General features: G+C 63.0%; 15 protein-coding genes and 1 pseudogene. 8 read left to right on the top strand and 8 right to left on the bottom strand.

Going from position 1 to position 13,615, the window contains the following annotated elements; translation table 11 throughout:
• Positions 1-36 precede the first annotated feature (36 nt).
• Positions 37-807, top strand: coding sequence for an SDR family NAD(P)-dependent oxidoreductase (locus ACF8GB_RS21415; RefSeq protein WP_196121453.1), 771 nt, complete (start codon positions 37-39; stop codon positions 805-807).
• Positions 808-879: 72 nt separating this feature from the next.
• Positions 880-1,644: a hypothetical protein gene (locus ACF8GB_RS21410; protein WP_058639908.1), complete on the top strand. Its 765-nt coding sequence runs from the start codon at positions 880-882 to the stop codon at positions 1,642-1,644.
• A 46-nt stretch (positions 1,645-1,690) separates the two neighbouring features.
• Here ACF8GB_RS21410 and ACF8GB_RS21405 read toward each other — a convergent pair whose 3' ends face one another.
• Together ACF8GB_RS21405 and ACF8GB_RS21400 are read right to left on the bottom strand one after the other, a co-directional pair.
• Positions 1,691-2,014 carry a hypothetical protein gene (locus ACF8GB_RS21405; RefSeq protein WP_196125581.1) on the bottom strand — a complete coding sequence of 108 codons (324 nt, stop codon included), beginning with the start codon at positions 2,012-2,014 and terminating at the stop codon, positions 1,691-1,693.
• A gap of 109 nt (positions 2,015-2,123) precedes the next feature.
• Positions 2,124-2,312 (bottom strand): hypothetical protein, encoded by a 189-nt coding sequence (locus ACF8GB_RS21400; RefSeq protein WP_197843733.1) that lies wholly within the window; start codon positions 2,310-2,312, stop codon positions 2,124-2,126.
• A gap of 112 nt (positions 2,313-2,424) precedes the next feature.
• Between ACF8GB_RS21400 and ACF8GB_RS21395 the strand changes: the two are divergent.
• Positions 2,425-2,667: pseudogene (locus ACF8GB_RS21395) on the top strand (GNAT family acetyltransferase); the annotation flags it as partial.
• Between the two features lie 221 nt (positions 2,668-2,888).
• Here the strand turns inward: ACF8GB_RS21395 and ACF8GB_RS21390 are convergent.
• On the bottom strand, positions 2,889-3,113 hold the full coding sequence (locus tag ACF8GB_RS21390) for a hypothetical protein (RefSeq protein ID WP_058639924.1): 225 nt from the start codon (positions 3,111-3,113) through the stop codon (positions 2,889-2,891).
• Between the two features lie 121 nt (positions 3,114-3,234).
• Positions 3,235-4,296: an aldo/keto reductase gene (locus ACF8GB_RS21385; protein WP_392474946.1), complete on the bottom strand. Its 1,062-nt coding sequence runs from the start codon at positions 4,294-4,296 to the stop codon at positions 3,235-3,237.
• A gap of 221 nt (positions 4,297-4,517) precedes the next feature.
• Here ACF8GB_RS21385 and ACF8GB_RS21380 point away from each other — a divergent pair, with 221 nt between their 5' ends.
• Positions 4,518-5,024: a GNAT family N-acetyltransferase gene (locus tag ACF8GB_RS21380; protein ID WP_392527620.1), complete on the top strand. Its 507-nt coding sequence runs from the start codon at positions 4,518-4,520 to the stop codon at positions 5,022-5,024.
• A 3-nt stretch (positions 5,025-5,027) separates the two neighbouring features.
• Here ACF8GB_RS21380 and ACF8GB_RS21375 read toward each other — a convergent pair whose 3' ends face one another.
• Positions 5,028-5,198: a DUF2986 domain-containing protein gene (locus tag ACF8GB_RS21375; RefSeq protein WP_078478475.1), complete on the bottom strand. Its 171-nt coding sequence runs from the start codon at positions 5,196-5,198 to the stop codon at positions 5,028-5,030.
• A gap of 78 nt (positions 5,199-5,276) precedes the next feature.
• Here ACF8GB_RS21375 and ACF8GB_RS21370 point away from each other — a divergent pair, with 78 nt between their 5' ends.
• Positions 5,277-6,143, top strand: a complete 867-nt coding sequence (locus ACF8GB_RS21370) for an AraC family transcriptional regulator (RefSeq protein WP_078478474.1) — start codon at positions 5,277-5,279, stop codon at positions 6,141-6,143.
• Positions 6,144-6,172: 29 nt separating this feature from the next.
• Positions 6,173-6,559, top strand: coding sequence for a cupin domain-containing protein (locus ACF8GB_RS21365; protein WP_100851613.1), 387 nt, complete (start codon positions 6,173-6,175; stop codon positions 6,557-6,559).
• Between the two features lie 191 nt (positions 6,560-6,750).
• Here ACF8GB_RS21365 and ACF8GB_RS21360 read toward each other — a convergent pair whose 3' ends face one another.
• The 3 genes from ACF8GB_RS21360 to ACF8GB_RS21350 form a co-directional block, all read right to left on the bottom strand.
• The gene (locus ACF8GB_RS21360; RefSeq protein ID WP_196125588.1) at positions 6,751-8,325 is read right to left on the bottom strand and encodes an aldehyde dehydrogenase (NADP(+)); all 1,575 of its coding nucleotides are present in this window, start codon (positions 8,323-8,325) and stop codon (positions 6,751-6,753) included.
• A gap of 88 nt (positions 8,326-8,413) precedes the next feature.
• The gene (gene araD1, locus ACF8GB_RS21355; protein ID WP_145254887.1) at positions 8,414-9,403 is read right to left on the bottom strand and encodes an AraD1 family protein; all 990 of its coding nucleotides are present in this window, start codon (positions 9,401-9,403) and stop codon (positions 8,414-8,416) included.
• Between the two features lie 29 nt (positions 9,404-9,432).
• Entirely contained in the window at positions 9,433-10,740 is a 1,308-nt protein-coding gene (locus ACF8GB_RS21350; RefSeq protein ID WP_058603328.1) for an MFS transporter, read from the bottom strand.
• 184 nt (positions 10,741-10,924) lie between these two features.
• Between ACF8GB_RS21350 and ACF8GB_RS21345 the strand changes: the two genes are divergently transcribed.
• Together ACF8GB_RS21345 and ACF8GB_RS21340 are read left to right on the top strand one after the other, a co-directional pair.
• Positions 10,925-12,658: an IlvD/Edd family dehydratase gene (locus ACF8GB_RS21345; RefSeq protein ID WP_078478470.1), complete on the top strand. Its 1,734-nt coding sequence runs from the start codon at positions 10,925-10,927 to the stop codon at positions 12,656-12,658.
• A gap of 233 nt (positions 12,659-12,891) precedes the next feature.
• On the top strand, positions 12,892-13,614 hold the full coding sequence (locus ACF8GB_RS21340; RefSeq protein ID WP_182138737.1) for a FadR/GntR family transcriptional regulator: 723 nt from the start codon (positions 12,892-12,894) through the stop codon (positions 13,612-13,614).
• Position 13,615 lies beyond the last annotated feature (1 nt).

The raw sequence follows: 13,615 nt of genomic DNA, 5'->3' as shown, positions 1-13,615 counted from the left end.
ACCCATGACCGAAACGATGGCCAGAGTGTACTTGTCATGAGTCTCATACCAGGGTTGGACGATAAAGCCTGCGTACTGATCTGCGGGGCCAGCCGTGGAATCGGGCTCGCGCTGTGCAACGCGCTGGCGAGGCGCGAAGACGTCGATCAGCTGATCGCTGTATCGCGCCATGCCACGCAGAATCCGGCATTGAGGGCGCTGGCCGACGCTAATCCGAATCGTATATTGCTAGTGGACTGCGACGCGCGCGAGGAGGCCAGCCTGGCCGCCATGGCAGCGCAAGCCGGCGAGCGATGTGCGCACTTGCACGTTGTCATCAGTACCTTGGGGATCCTGCACCAGGAAAACGCCAAGGCCGAAAAGTCTCTGGCGCAGTTGGACCTTGCCAGTTTGCACGCCAGCTTCACCACCAACGCCTTCGCCCCGATTCTGCTGCTCAAGCACCTGCTGCCTCTGCTGCGCAAGCAACCTGCAACCTTCGCTGCACTGTCCGCGCGTGTGGGTTCGATCAGCGACAACCGTCTGGGGGGTTGGTACAGCTACCGGGCCAGCAAGTCGGCGCTCAATCAGTTGCTGCACACAGCCAGTATCGAACTCAAGCGCCTGAACCCGAATGCGACTGTTCTGGCCCTGCACCCGGGTACCACGGACACAGAACTATCAAGGCCGTTCCAGGGCAATGTGCCTGAGGGAAAACTGTTCGAGACGACGTTTGCCGCGCAGTGCATCGTGGAACTGATCGGGCGTCTCGGACCGAGCGTTACGGGTAGCTTCTGGGGCTGGGACGGTCGCAACATCCCCTGGTAGGCATCAGTGGCGAGCACCCGGGCATTCAACAGGGTAAAGTCGGCACTGTCTTGAGAGCCGGAACGCGCCGCGATGACCTTGTTCTACCTGAAACTTGCCATTACCCCTTTGCTGATGTGGGCCATTTCTCTCGCTTCCAGGCGCTGGGGCGGGCTGTTAGGGGGATTGCTGGCGGGCATGCCCATTACCTCGGGGCTGGTGATGACCTTCCTGAGCCTGGAGCAAGGGACGGACTTTGCCCTCAACGCCGTGCCCGGTGCACTCGGGGGGCTGGCAGCCGTGCTCGCTACCTACGCGTTCTACCTGTATGCCACACGCAGCCTCGCCATCGGGGCTGCTGCGGGCCTGGCGATCGTCTTCTACGGCTTGGTCGCCTATGTGCTTACGCACTGGGGCCATTTGTACGTGTCGATAGGCGTGGCGCTGGGGCTGATCGTACTGCTGATTATCGCCAGCGGGCGCGAGCCCAAGCCTGAAACCCTGGCACGTGTACGGCATCGTTACTGGGAAATTCCCTTGCGCATGGTCTCGGCAACGGCGTTGCTGATGATCACCACGCACCTGGCCGCCTGGCTTGGACCCCAGACGAGCGGCATGCTCGCGCCGATCCCTGTCATCGCCTGGCCGTTGATGGTGTTTGCCCATGTGCAGAATGGGCGCGCGGGCATGGCGGCCATGGTGCGCGGCAATGCCATTGGCGCAGTGGGTGTATTGGCGTTCTACCTGATGTTGTCGGGGCTGATGAAAGCGCTGGGGGTCATGCCGACCATCGTGCTGGCCATGGGGACGGCGGTTGCATTGACGGTAGTGCTGGCCGGCTTGCTGCGCGGCCGCTAGCGTTGCCCAAAGGCGCTGTGGACAGCCCCAGCGCCTCGGGTTCAAGTCAGTATCGCGGATGTTCTTGCGAAACAGAGTTGTTGGCTTGCACGTCCTTCATGTCTTCCTCGAGCGCTGCATCCCCAGCGCCAGGGTCTTCATGGGTTCGTGCGGTACCGTTGTCGCGTGGCACCTGGCTGTCCTGGTCGGAGCCGGGGTTTCCGGGGGGTGGATTCCAGTCCTCGGGGCGCTCGCCGCCTGCCTGGCCGGCGCCTTGCTTGGGTTCCGAAGGGGCCTGTTCAAGGCCTGAACCATGACCCTCACCGGTGTCCGGGGTGTTCTGAGCCGGGCCTGGGTAGGGTGCTGCAGGACCATTGTTATCGATTGGCATACGCATTCTCCTGATTGAGGCGCTGAAATAGCATGAGTCTGGTCAGAGCTGTCGCCTCCGGCACCTTAGCCAAGGCGGCGAGGAATGGCTGAAAACTGAACAACGCCTGTTATGCTCGGGGCGTATTCTCATCCATGGGCGGCTGCTCGGTATCGGCCCAGTCACCACCCTCCTCTTCGTTCATGAGCGGATCATCGTCAGGATCGGGTATGGTCGGGTTGTCGGGGTTTACTGACGGGTCCGGTGAGACAGGCATATCCTCGTCAGCGTCGTCCTGTGCCATGGGGTCTCTGTTCATTGCCGCGTACCTCGAAAGAATGGATGAGGCTTACATGCTTTCGAGAACAGGGTCGGCGCAGGCGTTCGATCGGGTTGAGGCCCGTCTGTCGTAATCGAGGGAGACAAGGATGATGGCAAGTGTGATCAGAGCGGCGACCGTCCTGGACGCAGAAGGCATCAGCCGGGTGATCCTGGCTGCCCTGCGCCACAGCAACGCAGCAGACTATGACGCCGCCACACTGGCGCGCGTGGCGCGTTCCTTCACACCCCAAGCGGTGGTTGCATTGCTGGGCAGGCGGGTTGTATGGGTGGCTGTAGAAGACGGCCTCATCGTCGCAACGGCAAGCCTTGAGAAGGATGTGGTAAGGAGTGTAAGCGGCTGTCTGGTGCCGCCTCTGAAGGCTTGCCGATGTCCGGGTGGGAGCGGTCTTGTACCGCGATGGGCCGCGCAGCGGCCCCGGCAATCTCAGTTGCGAAGCTGAAATCCTGGGGCTGCTGCGCAGCCCATCGCGGCACTAGGCCGCTCCTACACGGGATTCGCCAGGTTGCGAAGGCGGCGCAAGACAGTGCCACCTAGCGTCCACCAGCGAGCAACCTAGACCACCACGATATCCGTCAACCCCAGCACCTGGGCTTGCGCCAGGATTTCATCGGGCGTGGCATCGGCTGCGGGCATCACCAGGCTGTTCTCGCCGTCGCCAAAGTGCAGCACGATCAGGTGCAAGGCCGCTTCGTGCAAGGCCAGGTCAGGCTGGTCCAACTCGAATGTATGTTCTGTCGAATTGCCATTGAGCGAGTAGCGAACAGTGAAGGCGTGCATGAGCACCTCGGTCTAGATTGGGAACTCATTACTTGACCGGCGAGACAGGAAATAATTCACACCACCACCAAGATCGCCTTACCAAGCGGGCAAGACGACCTGGTATCAAGCGGTGCAGGTGTTACTTCATGGTCTCTCGGTACAGCTCGATGAACGGCGCTTCAGCCGGATCGATGCGGTCCATGCCGGCGGCAATGCGGTGCCAGTAGGGATACTGCGGCGCGATGCGGGTGGCCTGTTCGATCTGCTTCAGGTCCTCTTGCGTCAACACCAGGTCTGCCGCCTGCAAATTGTCTTGCAGCTGATCGAGGGTGCGGCCAGCGGTAATCACGCTGGTAATGCCCGGGCGATCCTTGAGCCAGGCCAGGCAGACGCGTGAAGGCGAGCAAACGTGGCGTTCGCCGACCGCGATCAAGGTCTCGATGATGTCGTAGGCGCGCTCACGATCATGCACATAGGGTTCCGGCCAGTCGTTACCCTGACGAGTGCCCTTGGGCGTCTGCTGGCCACGACGCACCTTGCCAGTCAACAGCCCTTCACCCAACGGCCCCCAGACCAGCGTGGCAAAGCCCTGGTCAATCGCCATCGGCAACAACTCGTACTCGGCCTCGCGCGATTCGGGCGTGTAGTAGATCTGCTGGGAAACGGGCTGTTGCCAGCCGTTCAATTGCGCGCTGCCCAGGGTCTTCATCATTTGCCAGGCGGTGTAGTTGGACGTGCCGAAGTAGCGAATCTTGCCGCTTTGCACCAGGTGATCCAGTGCTGCCAGGGTCTCCTCCACTGGCGTGACGCCGTCCCAGTTGTGGATCTGGTACAGGTCGATATGGTCGGTGCCCAGGCGCTTCAAGCTGGCCTCGCACGCGCGAATCAGATGGTAGCGCGAAGCGCCGCTGTCATTGGGGTTGTCGCTCATCGGGCTACGCGCCTTGCTGGCCAGGATGATCGAGTGGCGACGCTCGCCCAGTGCCTTGCCGACAATTTCCTCAGCCAGCCCATGTGAATACAGGTCGGCGGTATCGACCAGGTTGACCCCGGCGTCGAACGCCGCCGCGAACATGCGCTTGGCCAGGTCCACATCGACGCTGCCGGTCTTCCCGAACGAGCCTCGCCCGCCAAAAGGCACGGTGCCAATGACCAGCTCCGAAACCAGCAGGCCGGTGTTGCCGAGTGCGCGATATTTCATGGAAACCTCCATAGCAAAAGACTAGAAATACCGACGTACCTGCGCGCTGAAACGTTCAATCGGAAGCTTTCGGCGGCGTTCCCTATCAAGCCAGCGGTTGCGCCAACGACTGTCAAAGGTTTGCCAACGCACCATGCCCGTCGTGACCCTATGCGTAGGTGGCAAAGGCGTTACGCCACAGGCATGCTGGCAAGCTGACCAACGGAAGATGCGAGATGACGATGCAACCCCCCTGTACCACGTACTACCTAGAAATGACCTCGCCAGAGCAACTGGTGGAAAAACCCCAGCGCCCGGATTTGCACATCGTCGAATGCGAGGTGCCACAACCGGCCTTCAACCGCTTTCTCTACGCGTTGGTCGGCACGCCCTGGTCCTGGGGTGACCTGGACGCGTGGAGCGAGGCGCAGTGGCAGGCGCAGGTCGAGCAGGAAGCTCACCGCACCTGGGTGGCTTACCACCGGGGCGCCATCGCCGGGTATTACGAACTGTATCGCCCTGACGGGCGTAACGCCGAAATCCGTTACTTCGGCTTGGCCCCGCAGTTTCTGGGCGCAGGCTTTGGCGGCCCGTTGTTGAGCCAGGCGGTGCGTTGCGCCTGGGCGTGGCCCGGTACGCAGCGTGTATGGGTGCATACCTGCACCCTGGATCACCCTGCCGCGCTGGGCAATTACCAAGCGCGCGGCTTCAAGATCTACAAGCAGGAACAAACCCCGTCGGAAGCCTGAGGCTCAGGCCTGGGGTTCGGGTTGCACTGCGGCGTCTGCGGCCGTTTGCAGCGCCAGCTTCTCGCGATCGGCCTTGCTGATGTACTTGGGTTTGGTGCTGCGCGGCGCCAGCTTGGCGCTGGCCTTCTTGGCGTGCGCCTTGAGCAGTTGCTTGATTTTCTTCTGACGGTTCATGGTGGGTTCTGGTGAGAAGGAATGGAGCCTATGATAGCGCGTTGTCTTTCCTTTCCGTGAACCGCCGGGGCCTGTGCCATGAAACGTTCGCCCAGCATGCCCCCGGTTTCCGACTGGGTCATCCGCAGCACGCAGCCTGGCGCCATCGAGCGGATCGAGGCGTGGTTCGGTAGCCATGGCTATGATCCCCATCGGCACGACACCTACTCCATCGGCCGTACCTTGGCCGGGGTTCAGAGCTTTCATTACAAAGGCGCGTTGCGCCACGGCATGCCGGGCAACACGCTGGTGCTGCACCCCGATGAGTTGCACGACGGCATGGCCGGCACCGAGACAGGTTTCCGTTACCGCATGGCCTACATCGACCCTGCGCTGATTCAGGCCGCATTGGGCGGCCAGCCGCTACCGTTCGTGCCCGGTGGGCTCTCCAGTGACCCGCGCCTTTTCCACGCCAGCGAAACGTTCGTTCAGGGCGTGGACCACCCTCTGGAAAGGCTGGAAGAGCAAGACGCTGTCTACGACCTGGCCATGGCGTTGCGCGCTGTCGCGGGCAAACCACGCGGGCGCAAGCGCCTGGATTACCGGTCCGCCGAGCGCGCCAAGGCGTTCATTCTGGAGCACCTCCACCTGGGCATTACCCTGGAGATGCTCGAACGCGCCAGCGGCCGTGAGCAATGGAGCCTGTCCCGGGACTTCCGGGCTTTGTACGGCACCAGCCCCTATCGCTTCGTCACCCTCCGGCGGCTGGACAATGTGCGACGGCTGTTGCTCGATGGCTTCACCCTGGTCGACGCAGCCCTGGCGGCAGGCTTTCATGATCAAAGCCACATGACCCGACACTTCACCCGCAGTTATGGGGTGCCGCCGCTACGCTGGCTCGAACGCCTGCGGCCAGGCCAGCAACGTGCAGGATCGTACAAGCCTGCAGACACCGAGCTGCAATAGGCTGCGTGCTCCAATCAGGAGTAACCACCATGTTCGAATCCAATCAGCACATCCAGCCGCACCCTGTGAACCTGAACCAGAAGGCGTCGATGATCGACAGTCAGTGGAGCCCCAGGGTTGTTGCACAGATGAACGACTACCAGTTCAAGGTCGTGCGTATTGAGGGGGAATTCATCTGGCATGCGCACCCGGAAACCGATGAAGCCTTTCTGGTACTCGAAGGCACGCTGCGCATCGATCTGCCGCAACGCAGCGTCCATGTAGCGCCCGGCGAGTTGTTCGTGGTACCGCGGGGTGTGCAGCATCGAACAGCGGCCGAGGGCGAGGCCAAGCTGCTGATGATCGAGCCCTGTGGCGTCCTCAACACTGGCCATGAGGGCGGTGAGCGCACGGCGCCTAATGATCTGTGGATCTAGCCATCCAGGTACTGCGCTTTGTCAAAGCCTCAAGGCAGGTCTGGACGCTCAATAGATCCCCAAATCGGTCAAGAGCCTCATTCACTGCCTGACACTCAGCAGTCTTCAGTGATCACTTGGGACTTCCACCGCTGACAGCCGCCTGACCCTCACCAGGCGGCACGTGCTCCGGTGCCAGAACCGTCAAGCCTTCATACAAGCGCCTCGCGGCTATGCTGGCCGTCGATCAGGCGCAGCAGGCCCAGCGGGTTGGCGTCTTTGAGGGCGTCGGGCAGTAGCGCCTCGGGGTAGTCCTGGAAGCAGACTGGGCGCAGAAAACGGTCGATCGCCAGGGTCCCGACGGATGTACCGCGCGCATCGGATGTGGCGGGGTACGGCCCGCCGTGCACCATCGCCTCGCACACTTCGACGCCAGTGGGGTAGCCATTGACCAGCAAGCGCCCGGCCTTGCGTTGCAACACCGGTACCAGCGCGGCGAAGCGCTGGAAGTCTTCAGGCTCAGCGATCAGCGTGGCCGTCAGTTGCCCCTGCAACGCCTCAAGAGCCCGACGCAGTTCTGCTTCGTCAGCCACTTCGATGGCGACCGTGGTAGGCCCGAACACTTCTTCCTGAAGGACTTCATCGCCCTGCAACAAGAGGCTCGCCTGCGCCATGAACAGCTGGGGCTGGGCTTGGTTGCCCCCCTGTGTGGACCCGGCCAGGTGGCGTATCCCTGGGTGCTGGTGCAGGCGCTGCACGCCGGCACAATAGCTGCGCAGGGTTCCGGCATTGAGCATGGTCTGGCCAGGCTGATCAGCCAGGTGCGCGCCTAACTGCGCCAGGAAGTCGCTGAAGGCTTCGCCAGCGATACCGATGACCAGCCCCGGGTTGGTGCAAAACTGACCACACCCCATCACCACCGAATTGGCCAGCTCCCTGGCAATCTGCGGGGCTCGCGCTCGCAGCGCGCCTGGCAGCACCAGCACCGGGTTGATGCTGCTCATTTCGGCAAACACCGGAATCGGCTGCGCGCGAGCGGCCGCCATGTCGCACAGGGCCCGTCCACCCTTGAGCGAGCCCGTAAAGCCCACGGCTTGAATCATCGGATGACGCACCAGGGCTTCACCTACCCCCGCGCCGTAGATCATGTTGAACACGCCAGCGGGCATGCCGGTCGCTACAGCGGCCCGTTCGATGGCTTCACCCACCCACTCGGCCGTAGCCATGTGCCCGCTGTGCGCCTTGATCACCACCGGGCACCCTGCCGCCAGCGCAGCGGCGGTGTCGCCACCGGCCGTGGAGAAGGCCAAGGGGAAATTGCTGGCGCCGAACACCGCCACCGGGCCCATGCCAGTGCGGTACTGACGCAGGTCAGGCCGTGGCAGCGGCTGGCGCTGGGGTTGCGCGCGATCGATGCGGGCGCCCAGAAAGTCGCCGCGCCGCAGCACCTTGGCGAATTGGCGCATCTGGTTGCTGGTGCGGGCACGCTCGCCCTGGATGCGCCCCGCTGGCAGGGCAGTTTCTCGGCAGACGGTGGCGATGAAGGTATCGTCCAATGCATCGAGCTGATCGGCGATAGCGTCGAGAAACTGCGCGCGGCGCTCAGGTGCCAGGGCACTGTATGCGGGGAAGGCGGCTTCGGCGGCCTGGGCTGCGGCGTCCACTTCTTCGGGGGTTGCCTGGCTGAAGGTGACCGGCAGGGCCTCCCCCGTGCAGGCATCGAGGCTTTGCAGGCGCACACTGCCAGCGGCGCTGCGTTGGCCGCCAATGAAATTGCTTCCAGTCATGATGGACTCCTGAATTAAGAGATTGAAGTTGCCGCACCTGACCGCTGCCCAGGGCACGGGGCACGTGCCCTGACGGCCAAAGGTGGGCTTACAGGCTTTTCACGCTCCCTGGCTGCACCTGCTTCGCTGCTGGCGCAATGCCGTTGCGCAGCGGCTCGCCGAAGGCTGGCAGGCTGATTTCGAAGGTATCGCCAGGCTTCGCCTGGATGCCGTCGGCGAACGACAGCGTCGCAGTGCCGAAGTAGTGCACATGAATGTCGCCAGGTCGCAGGAACTGGTCGTATTTGAAGTGATGGAACTCCAGGTTCTCGAAGCTATGGCACATGTTCTGCTCACCCGACAGGAAGGGTTGGCTCCATACCGGTTGGCCATCACGCAGGATGCGGCTGGTGCCCTCGAGGTGCGCCGGCAGTGCACCGAGCCGCAGCTCCGGTCCGAAACTGCAGGCGCGCAGCTTCGAGTGGGCCAGATAAAGGTAGTTACGCCGCTCCATCACATGGTCGGAGAACTCGTTGCCCAGCGCGTAGCCCAGGCGGTACGGCGTGCCATCAGGGCCGATCAGGTACAGGCCGACCAACTCCGGCTCTTCGCCTGCATCCTCGGCAAACGTCGGCAGCGGCAGGTCGGCCCCCGGGCGCACGACGATGGCGCCATCGCCCTTGTAGAACCATTCCGGTTGTGCACCCACCTGCCCTGCTGGCGGTCGGCCGCCTTCCATGCCCCACTGGAACATGCGCATGCTGTCGGTCACGGCGTCCTGGGCCTGTTGCTGATGCATCTTGTCGCGCGTGGCGGCGCTACCCAAGTGGGTCAGGCCAGTGCCGGTCACTAGGCAATGGGCCGGATCGGGGTGATCCAGCGGCGGTAGCACCCGGCGCTCGGCCAACAGCGTTTGGTAATCGTGACGCTCGCCCAGGCCCACTACCTGCACGTGATCGGCCAGGGTCAGGCCAGCGGCGATGGCCTGCAGGGCCAGCTCGCGGGTGGTGTCGATGCCACACACGCGCAAGACGTAGTCACCTTCCACCACGCCGACATGGCGCTCGCCGGTGGCGGTTTCAAATTGGATCAGTCGCATGGTCGTACTCGCTTGTCGGTTGCGAAAAATTATCGGGAGGCGCCAGCCACCTGGGTGGATGCATCACGCTGTCGACGCTCCAGGCGGGCGTAGACAACTCCGGTAAGCAGCACCCCGAACACGGTGACCAGGGCCAGGAAATACAGCCCGGACGACAGGTGCCCCGTGTGTTCTTTCAGGGCGCCAATGCCAAATGGGCCCAGGTAGCCGCCCAGGTTGCCGATCGAGTTGATCAGGGCGATGCCGGCCGCGGCGCTGGCCCCGGAGAAAAACCGCCCTGGCAGGGTCCAGAAGATCGCCGTGCACGAGAACAAGGCGAACGCCACCAGGCACAACGCCGCCAGTTGCAAGGCCGGCACGCTCAACCAGGCACTGAGGAACAGCCCGACTGCGGCCAGGGCGTACAGCAAACCGAGATGACCGTAACGGTCATTGAGGCGGTCCGAGCTGCGTGGCACGACCAGCAAACCAATGATGCCGAACAGGTAGGGCACCGCCGACACGAAACCGGTGACCAGGTCGCTGCCGCCGAACTGGTGGATCAAGGTGGGCAGCCACAACCCAAGCCCGTAGATGCTCAGGGTCATGGGCAGGTAGAACAGCGCCAACAGCAGCACGCGGCTGTCTTTGAGTGCATGCAGCGGGTTGCCGTGGCGGGTCTGGCCGTATTCACGCAGGTCATTGGCCAGCTGCTCCTGCAACCAGGTGCGTTGCGCGTCGCTGAGCCAGCGCACCTTGGCCGGGCCATCTGGCAACAGGCGCAGGGTGGGCCAGGCCAACAGCACCGCAGGGGTCCCGATGCAGATGAACAGCCATTGCCAGCCGTGCAGGCCATAGGTGCCGTCCAGGCCCAGCAATGCGCCGGAAAGCGGCCCTGTGACCAGCATCGCCAACGGCTGGGAAAGGATGAACAAGCCCAGGATCTTGCCGCGATGACGCACCGGGTACCACTGGGTGATGTAGTACAGCACCCCCGGGAAGAAACCCGCCTCGGCTGCCCCCAGCAGAAAGCGCATCACATAGAAGCCGTTCGGCCCGGTCACGAATGCCATGCCAACGGTGATGGCGCCCCATGTGAGCAAGATGCGCGCGAACCAGCGGCGTGCGCCGAAGCGGTCCAGCAGCAGGTTGCTCGGCACTTCGAATAGAAAATAGCCGATGAAGAACAACCCGGCGCCCAGGCCATAGGCCGCGTCGCCCAGGCCAATGTCGGCGCCCATGTGCAGCTTGGCAAAGCCGACCGCCGAGCGATCGACATAAGCCACCAGGTACAACAGAACTAGAAAAGGGATGAGCTTGAGTGTGATCAGGCGGACGAGCCGCTGCTCCTGAATCATGGCGATGTCTCCAATTGTTCTTGTAATGGGTACAACACCAGGCCGAGGTTTTTTGGCAGACCGCTGACCTAGGAAATCGATCATATAGTATTACTATTTGAAACAACAACCCTTCACATGTTGGTTTTTTGGCGATACATTGAGCACCATAACGATAAATAGTAATACTAATAAGGTGTCCATCATGTCCGATAGCAAGCCGTCGCTGCGCTCCGCCCAATGGTTCGGTACCGCCGACAAGAACGGGTTCATGTACCGCAGCTGGATGAAGAACCAAGGCATTCCGGACCACGAGTTCCAGGGCAAACCGATTATCGGCATCTGCAACACCTGGTCGGAGCTGACCCCGTGCAACGCGCATTTCCGCAAGATCGCCGAGCACGTCAAGAAAGGCGTGCTGGAAGCAGGCGGCTTCCCGGTGGAATTCCCGGTGTTCTCCAGCGGCGAATCCAACCTGCGCCCCACGGCCATGCTCACGCGCAATCTGGCGAGCATGGATGTGGAAGAAGCCATTCGCGGGAACCCGGTCGATGCCGTGGTACTGCTGACCGGTTGCGACAAGACCACGCCTGCGTTGCTGATGGGCGCTGCCAGCTGCGACGTTCCGGCCATCGTGGTGACCGGCGGGCCAATGCTCAACGGCAAGCACAAAGGCAAGGATATTGGCGCCGGCACTATCGTGTGGCAGATGCATGAGGCCTATAAGGCCGGCCACATCGACCTGAACGAATTCCTCTCCGCCGAGGCGGGCATGTCGCGCTCAGCCGGCACCTGCAACACCATGGGTACGGCTTCGACCATGGCCTGCATGGCTGAGGCGCTGGGCACCTCGCTGCCGCACAATGCCGCCATCCCTGCCGTGGACGCACGCCGTTACGTGTTGGCGCACTTGTCGGGTATGCGCATCGTCGACATGGTGCGCGAAGACTTGCGGCTGTCGAAAATCCTCACCCGCGAAGCCTTCGAAAATGCCATCCGGGTGAACGCCGCCATTGGCGGCTCGACCAACGCGGTGATTCACCTCAAGGCCATTGCCGGGCGCATTGGCGTCGACCTGCAACTGGAGGACTGGACGCGGGTGGGACGTGGTACGCCGACGCTGGTCGACCTGCAACCTTCGGGGCGTTTCCTGATGGAGGAGTTCTATTACGCGGGCGGTCTGCCGGCCGTGATCCGGCGCCTGGGGGAGCATGGTTTGTTGCCCAACCCGACTGCGCTGACCGCAAACGGCAAGAGCCTGTGGGACAACTGCCACACCGCGCCACTTTATGATGAGGAAGTCATCCGCCCGCTGGACAAACCGCTGGTGGCCGACGGCGGTATCTGTATCCTGCGGGGCAACCTGGCGCCCAAGGGCGCAGTGCTCAAGCCATCGGCGGCCACCCCCGCGCTGATGCAGCATCGGGGGCGCGCCGTGGTCTTCGAGCACTTCGAAGACTACAAGGCCCGCATCAACGACCCGGACCTGGATGTGGACGCCAACTCGATCCTGGTGATGAAGTATTGCGGACCCAAGGGTTATCCCGGCATGGCCGAGGTGGGCAACATGGGGCTGCCGGCCAAGTTGCTTGCCCAGGGTGTAACCGACATGGTGCGCATCTCCGACGCGCGCATGAGTGGCACGGCCTATGGGACCGTGGTGCTGCACGTTGCGCCGGAAGCAGCCGCAGGTGGGCCTTTGGCCGTGGTACGCGAGGGGGACTGGATCGAACTGGACTGCCAGCAAGGCCGCTTGCACCTGGACATCGACGAGCAGGAACTGGCCGGTCGCCTGGCGGATCTGCAGCCACCGCCACAGCTGATCACTGGGGGGTATGCCAAGCTCTACCTGGACCATGTGATGCAGGCTGATGAGGGCTGCGACTTCGACTTTCTCGTCGGCTGCCGCGGGGCGGCGGTGCCCAAGCACTCTCACTAGCCCAGGGGACATCACCCTAAGCGCGACCGTGACTGGCTGAACGGCACGAGGGCGCTTGATGCCGCTTGCCGCTTGAACGCCGTGGAGCTGTCTATGCACCGACAGCTCCGCGCCCGCTAGAGTGCAGAGGCCCGCCAGCCCCCCTCTGTCCGCCATCAAGGCGCTGCAAAACAGCCCTGCATCCATCAGTGCTATGATGCGAGCCCCCGCCAGAAGGACCTCGCACACCCCTCATGAATTACCGCCAGCCCTCAACGCGCAAGAGCATGCACGCGACCTTGGTCCAGGACCTGGGCCTGCAGATCGTGTCCGGTCAACTCGCCCCAGGGCAGAAGCTGCCGTCCGAGGCAAGCCTGTGCGAAAGCTACGCGATCAGTCGGCCTGTGTTTCGTGAGGCCATGCGTGCCCTGACGGCCAAGGGCCTGGTCGAAGCGCGCCCCCGGGTCGGCACCCTGGTCAGGCCGCGCCATGACTGGCACATGCTCGACCCCGATGTGCTGCACTGGCTGATGCAGGCAACGCCGCAGCAGGAGTTCTTCAATACCCTGTCCAGCGTACGCTGGGTCATAGAGCCTGCTGCTGCTGCCCTGGCCGCCACCAGTGCCACGCCAGAGGACGTGGCGTCGATCGGCGAGGCCTACCAGCGGATGGAAGCAGCGCGCACGCCAGATGAGCGGCTGCAGCCAGACCTGGACTTTCACGCCCGTATCGCCGATGCCACCCACAATGACCTGCTCGCCTACCTGTGCAACATGCTGTCGATGGCGTTGCGCGAATCGGTGCGCTTTTCCAACCAGCGTCCGAATTTCGATGAGCTCGCCCTCCCCCGGCACAAAGCCATTTTGACGGCTATCCAGAACGGCGACGCCCTCGGCGCCCGGCATGCCTCCCTGGTGCAGCTCGAAGATGCCCGCGTGGCGCTGAGCAAGGTGCTAGGGCAAGACCCGGCCAGCTGAG

It is taken from the genome of Pseudomonas sp. xss_4, from assembly GCF_043104125.1.
Lineage (GTDB): Bacteria > Pseudomonadota > Gammaproteobacteria > Pseudomonadales > Pseudomonadaceae > Aquipseudomonas > Aquipseudomonas parafulva_B.
Note: the sequence above shows the minus strand (reverse complement) of the source record. Positions and strands in the feature narration are given on the sequence as shown.

Bases quoted from the DNA above. Each gene is read 5' to 3' on its own strand.
- araD1 (WP_145254887.1), bottom strand. From the start codon at position 9,403: ATGCGACTGATCCAATTTGAAACCGCCACCGGCGAGCGCCATGTCGGC.
- ACF8GB_RS21350 (WP_058603328.1), bottom strand. From the start codon at position 10,740: ATGATTCAGGAGCAGCGGCTCGTCCGCCTGATCACACTCAAGCTCATC.
- ACF8GB_RS21360 (WP_196125588.1), bottom strand. From the start codon at position 8,325: ATGACTGGAAGCAATTTCATTGGCGGCCAACGCAGCGCCGCTGGCAGT.
- ACF8GB_RS21400 (WP_197843733.1), bottom strand. From the start codon at position 2,312: ATGAACAGAGACCCCATGGCACAGGACGACGCTGACGAGGATATGCCT.
- ACF8GB_RS21385 (WP_392474946.1), bottom strand. From the start codon at position 4,296: ATGAAATATCGCGCACTCGGCAACACCGGCCTGCTGGTTTCGGAGCTG.
- ACF8GB_RS21415 (WP_196121453.1), top strand. From the start codon at position 37: ATGAGTCTCATACCAGGGTTGGACGATAAAGCCTGCGTACTGATCTGC.
- ACF8GB_RS21370 (WP_078478474.1), top strand. From the start codon at position 5,277: ATGAAACGTTCGCCCAGCATGCCCCCGGTTTCCGACTGGGTCATCCGC.
- ACF8GB_RS21375 (WP_078478475.1), bottom strand. From the start codon at position 5,198: ATGAACCGTCAGAAGAAAATCAAGCAACTGCTCAAGGCGCACGCCAAG.
- ACF8GB_RS21345 (WP_078478470.1), top strand. From the start codon at position 10,925: ATGTCCGATAGCAAGCCGTCGCTGCGCTCCGCCCAATGGTTCGGTACC.
- ACF8GB_RS21410 (WP_058639908.1), top strand. From the start codon at position 880: ATGACCTTGTTCTACCTGAAACTTGCCATTACCCCTTTGCTGATGTGG.
- ACF8GB_RS21380 (WP_392527620.1), top strand. From the start codon at position 4,518: ATGCAACCCCCCTGTACCACGTACTACCTAGAAATGACCTCGCCAGAG.
- ACF8GB_RS21405 (WP_196125581.1), bottom strand. From the start codon at position 2,014: ATGCCAATCGATAACAATGGTCCTGCAGCACCCTACCCAGGCCCGGCT.
- ACF8GB_RS21390 (WP_058639924.1), bottom strand. From the start codon at position 3,113: ATGCACGCCTTCACTGTTCGCTACTCGCTCAATGGCAATTCGACAGAA.
- ACF8GB_RS21365 (WP_100851613.1), top strand. From the start codon at position 6,173: ATGTTCGAATCCAATCAGCACATCCAGCCGCACCCTGTGAACCTGAAC.
- ACF8GB_RS21340 (WP_182138737.1), top strand. From the start codon at position 12,892: ATGAATTACCGCCAGCCCTCAACGCGCAAGAGCATGCACGCGACCTTG.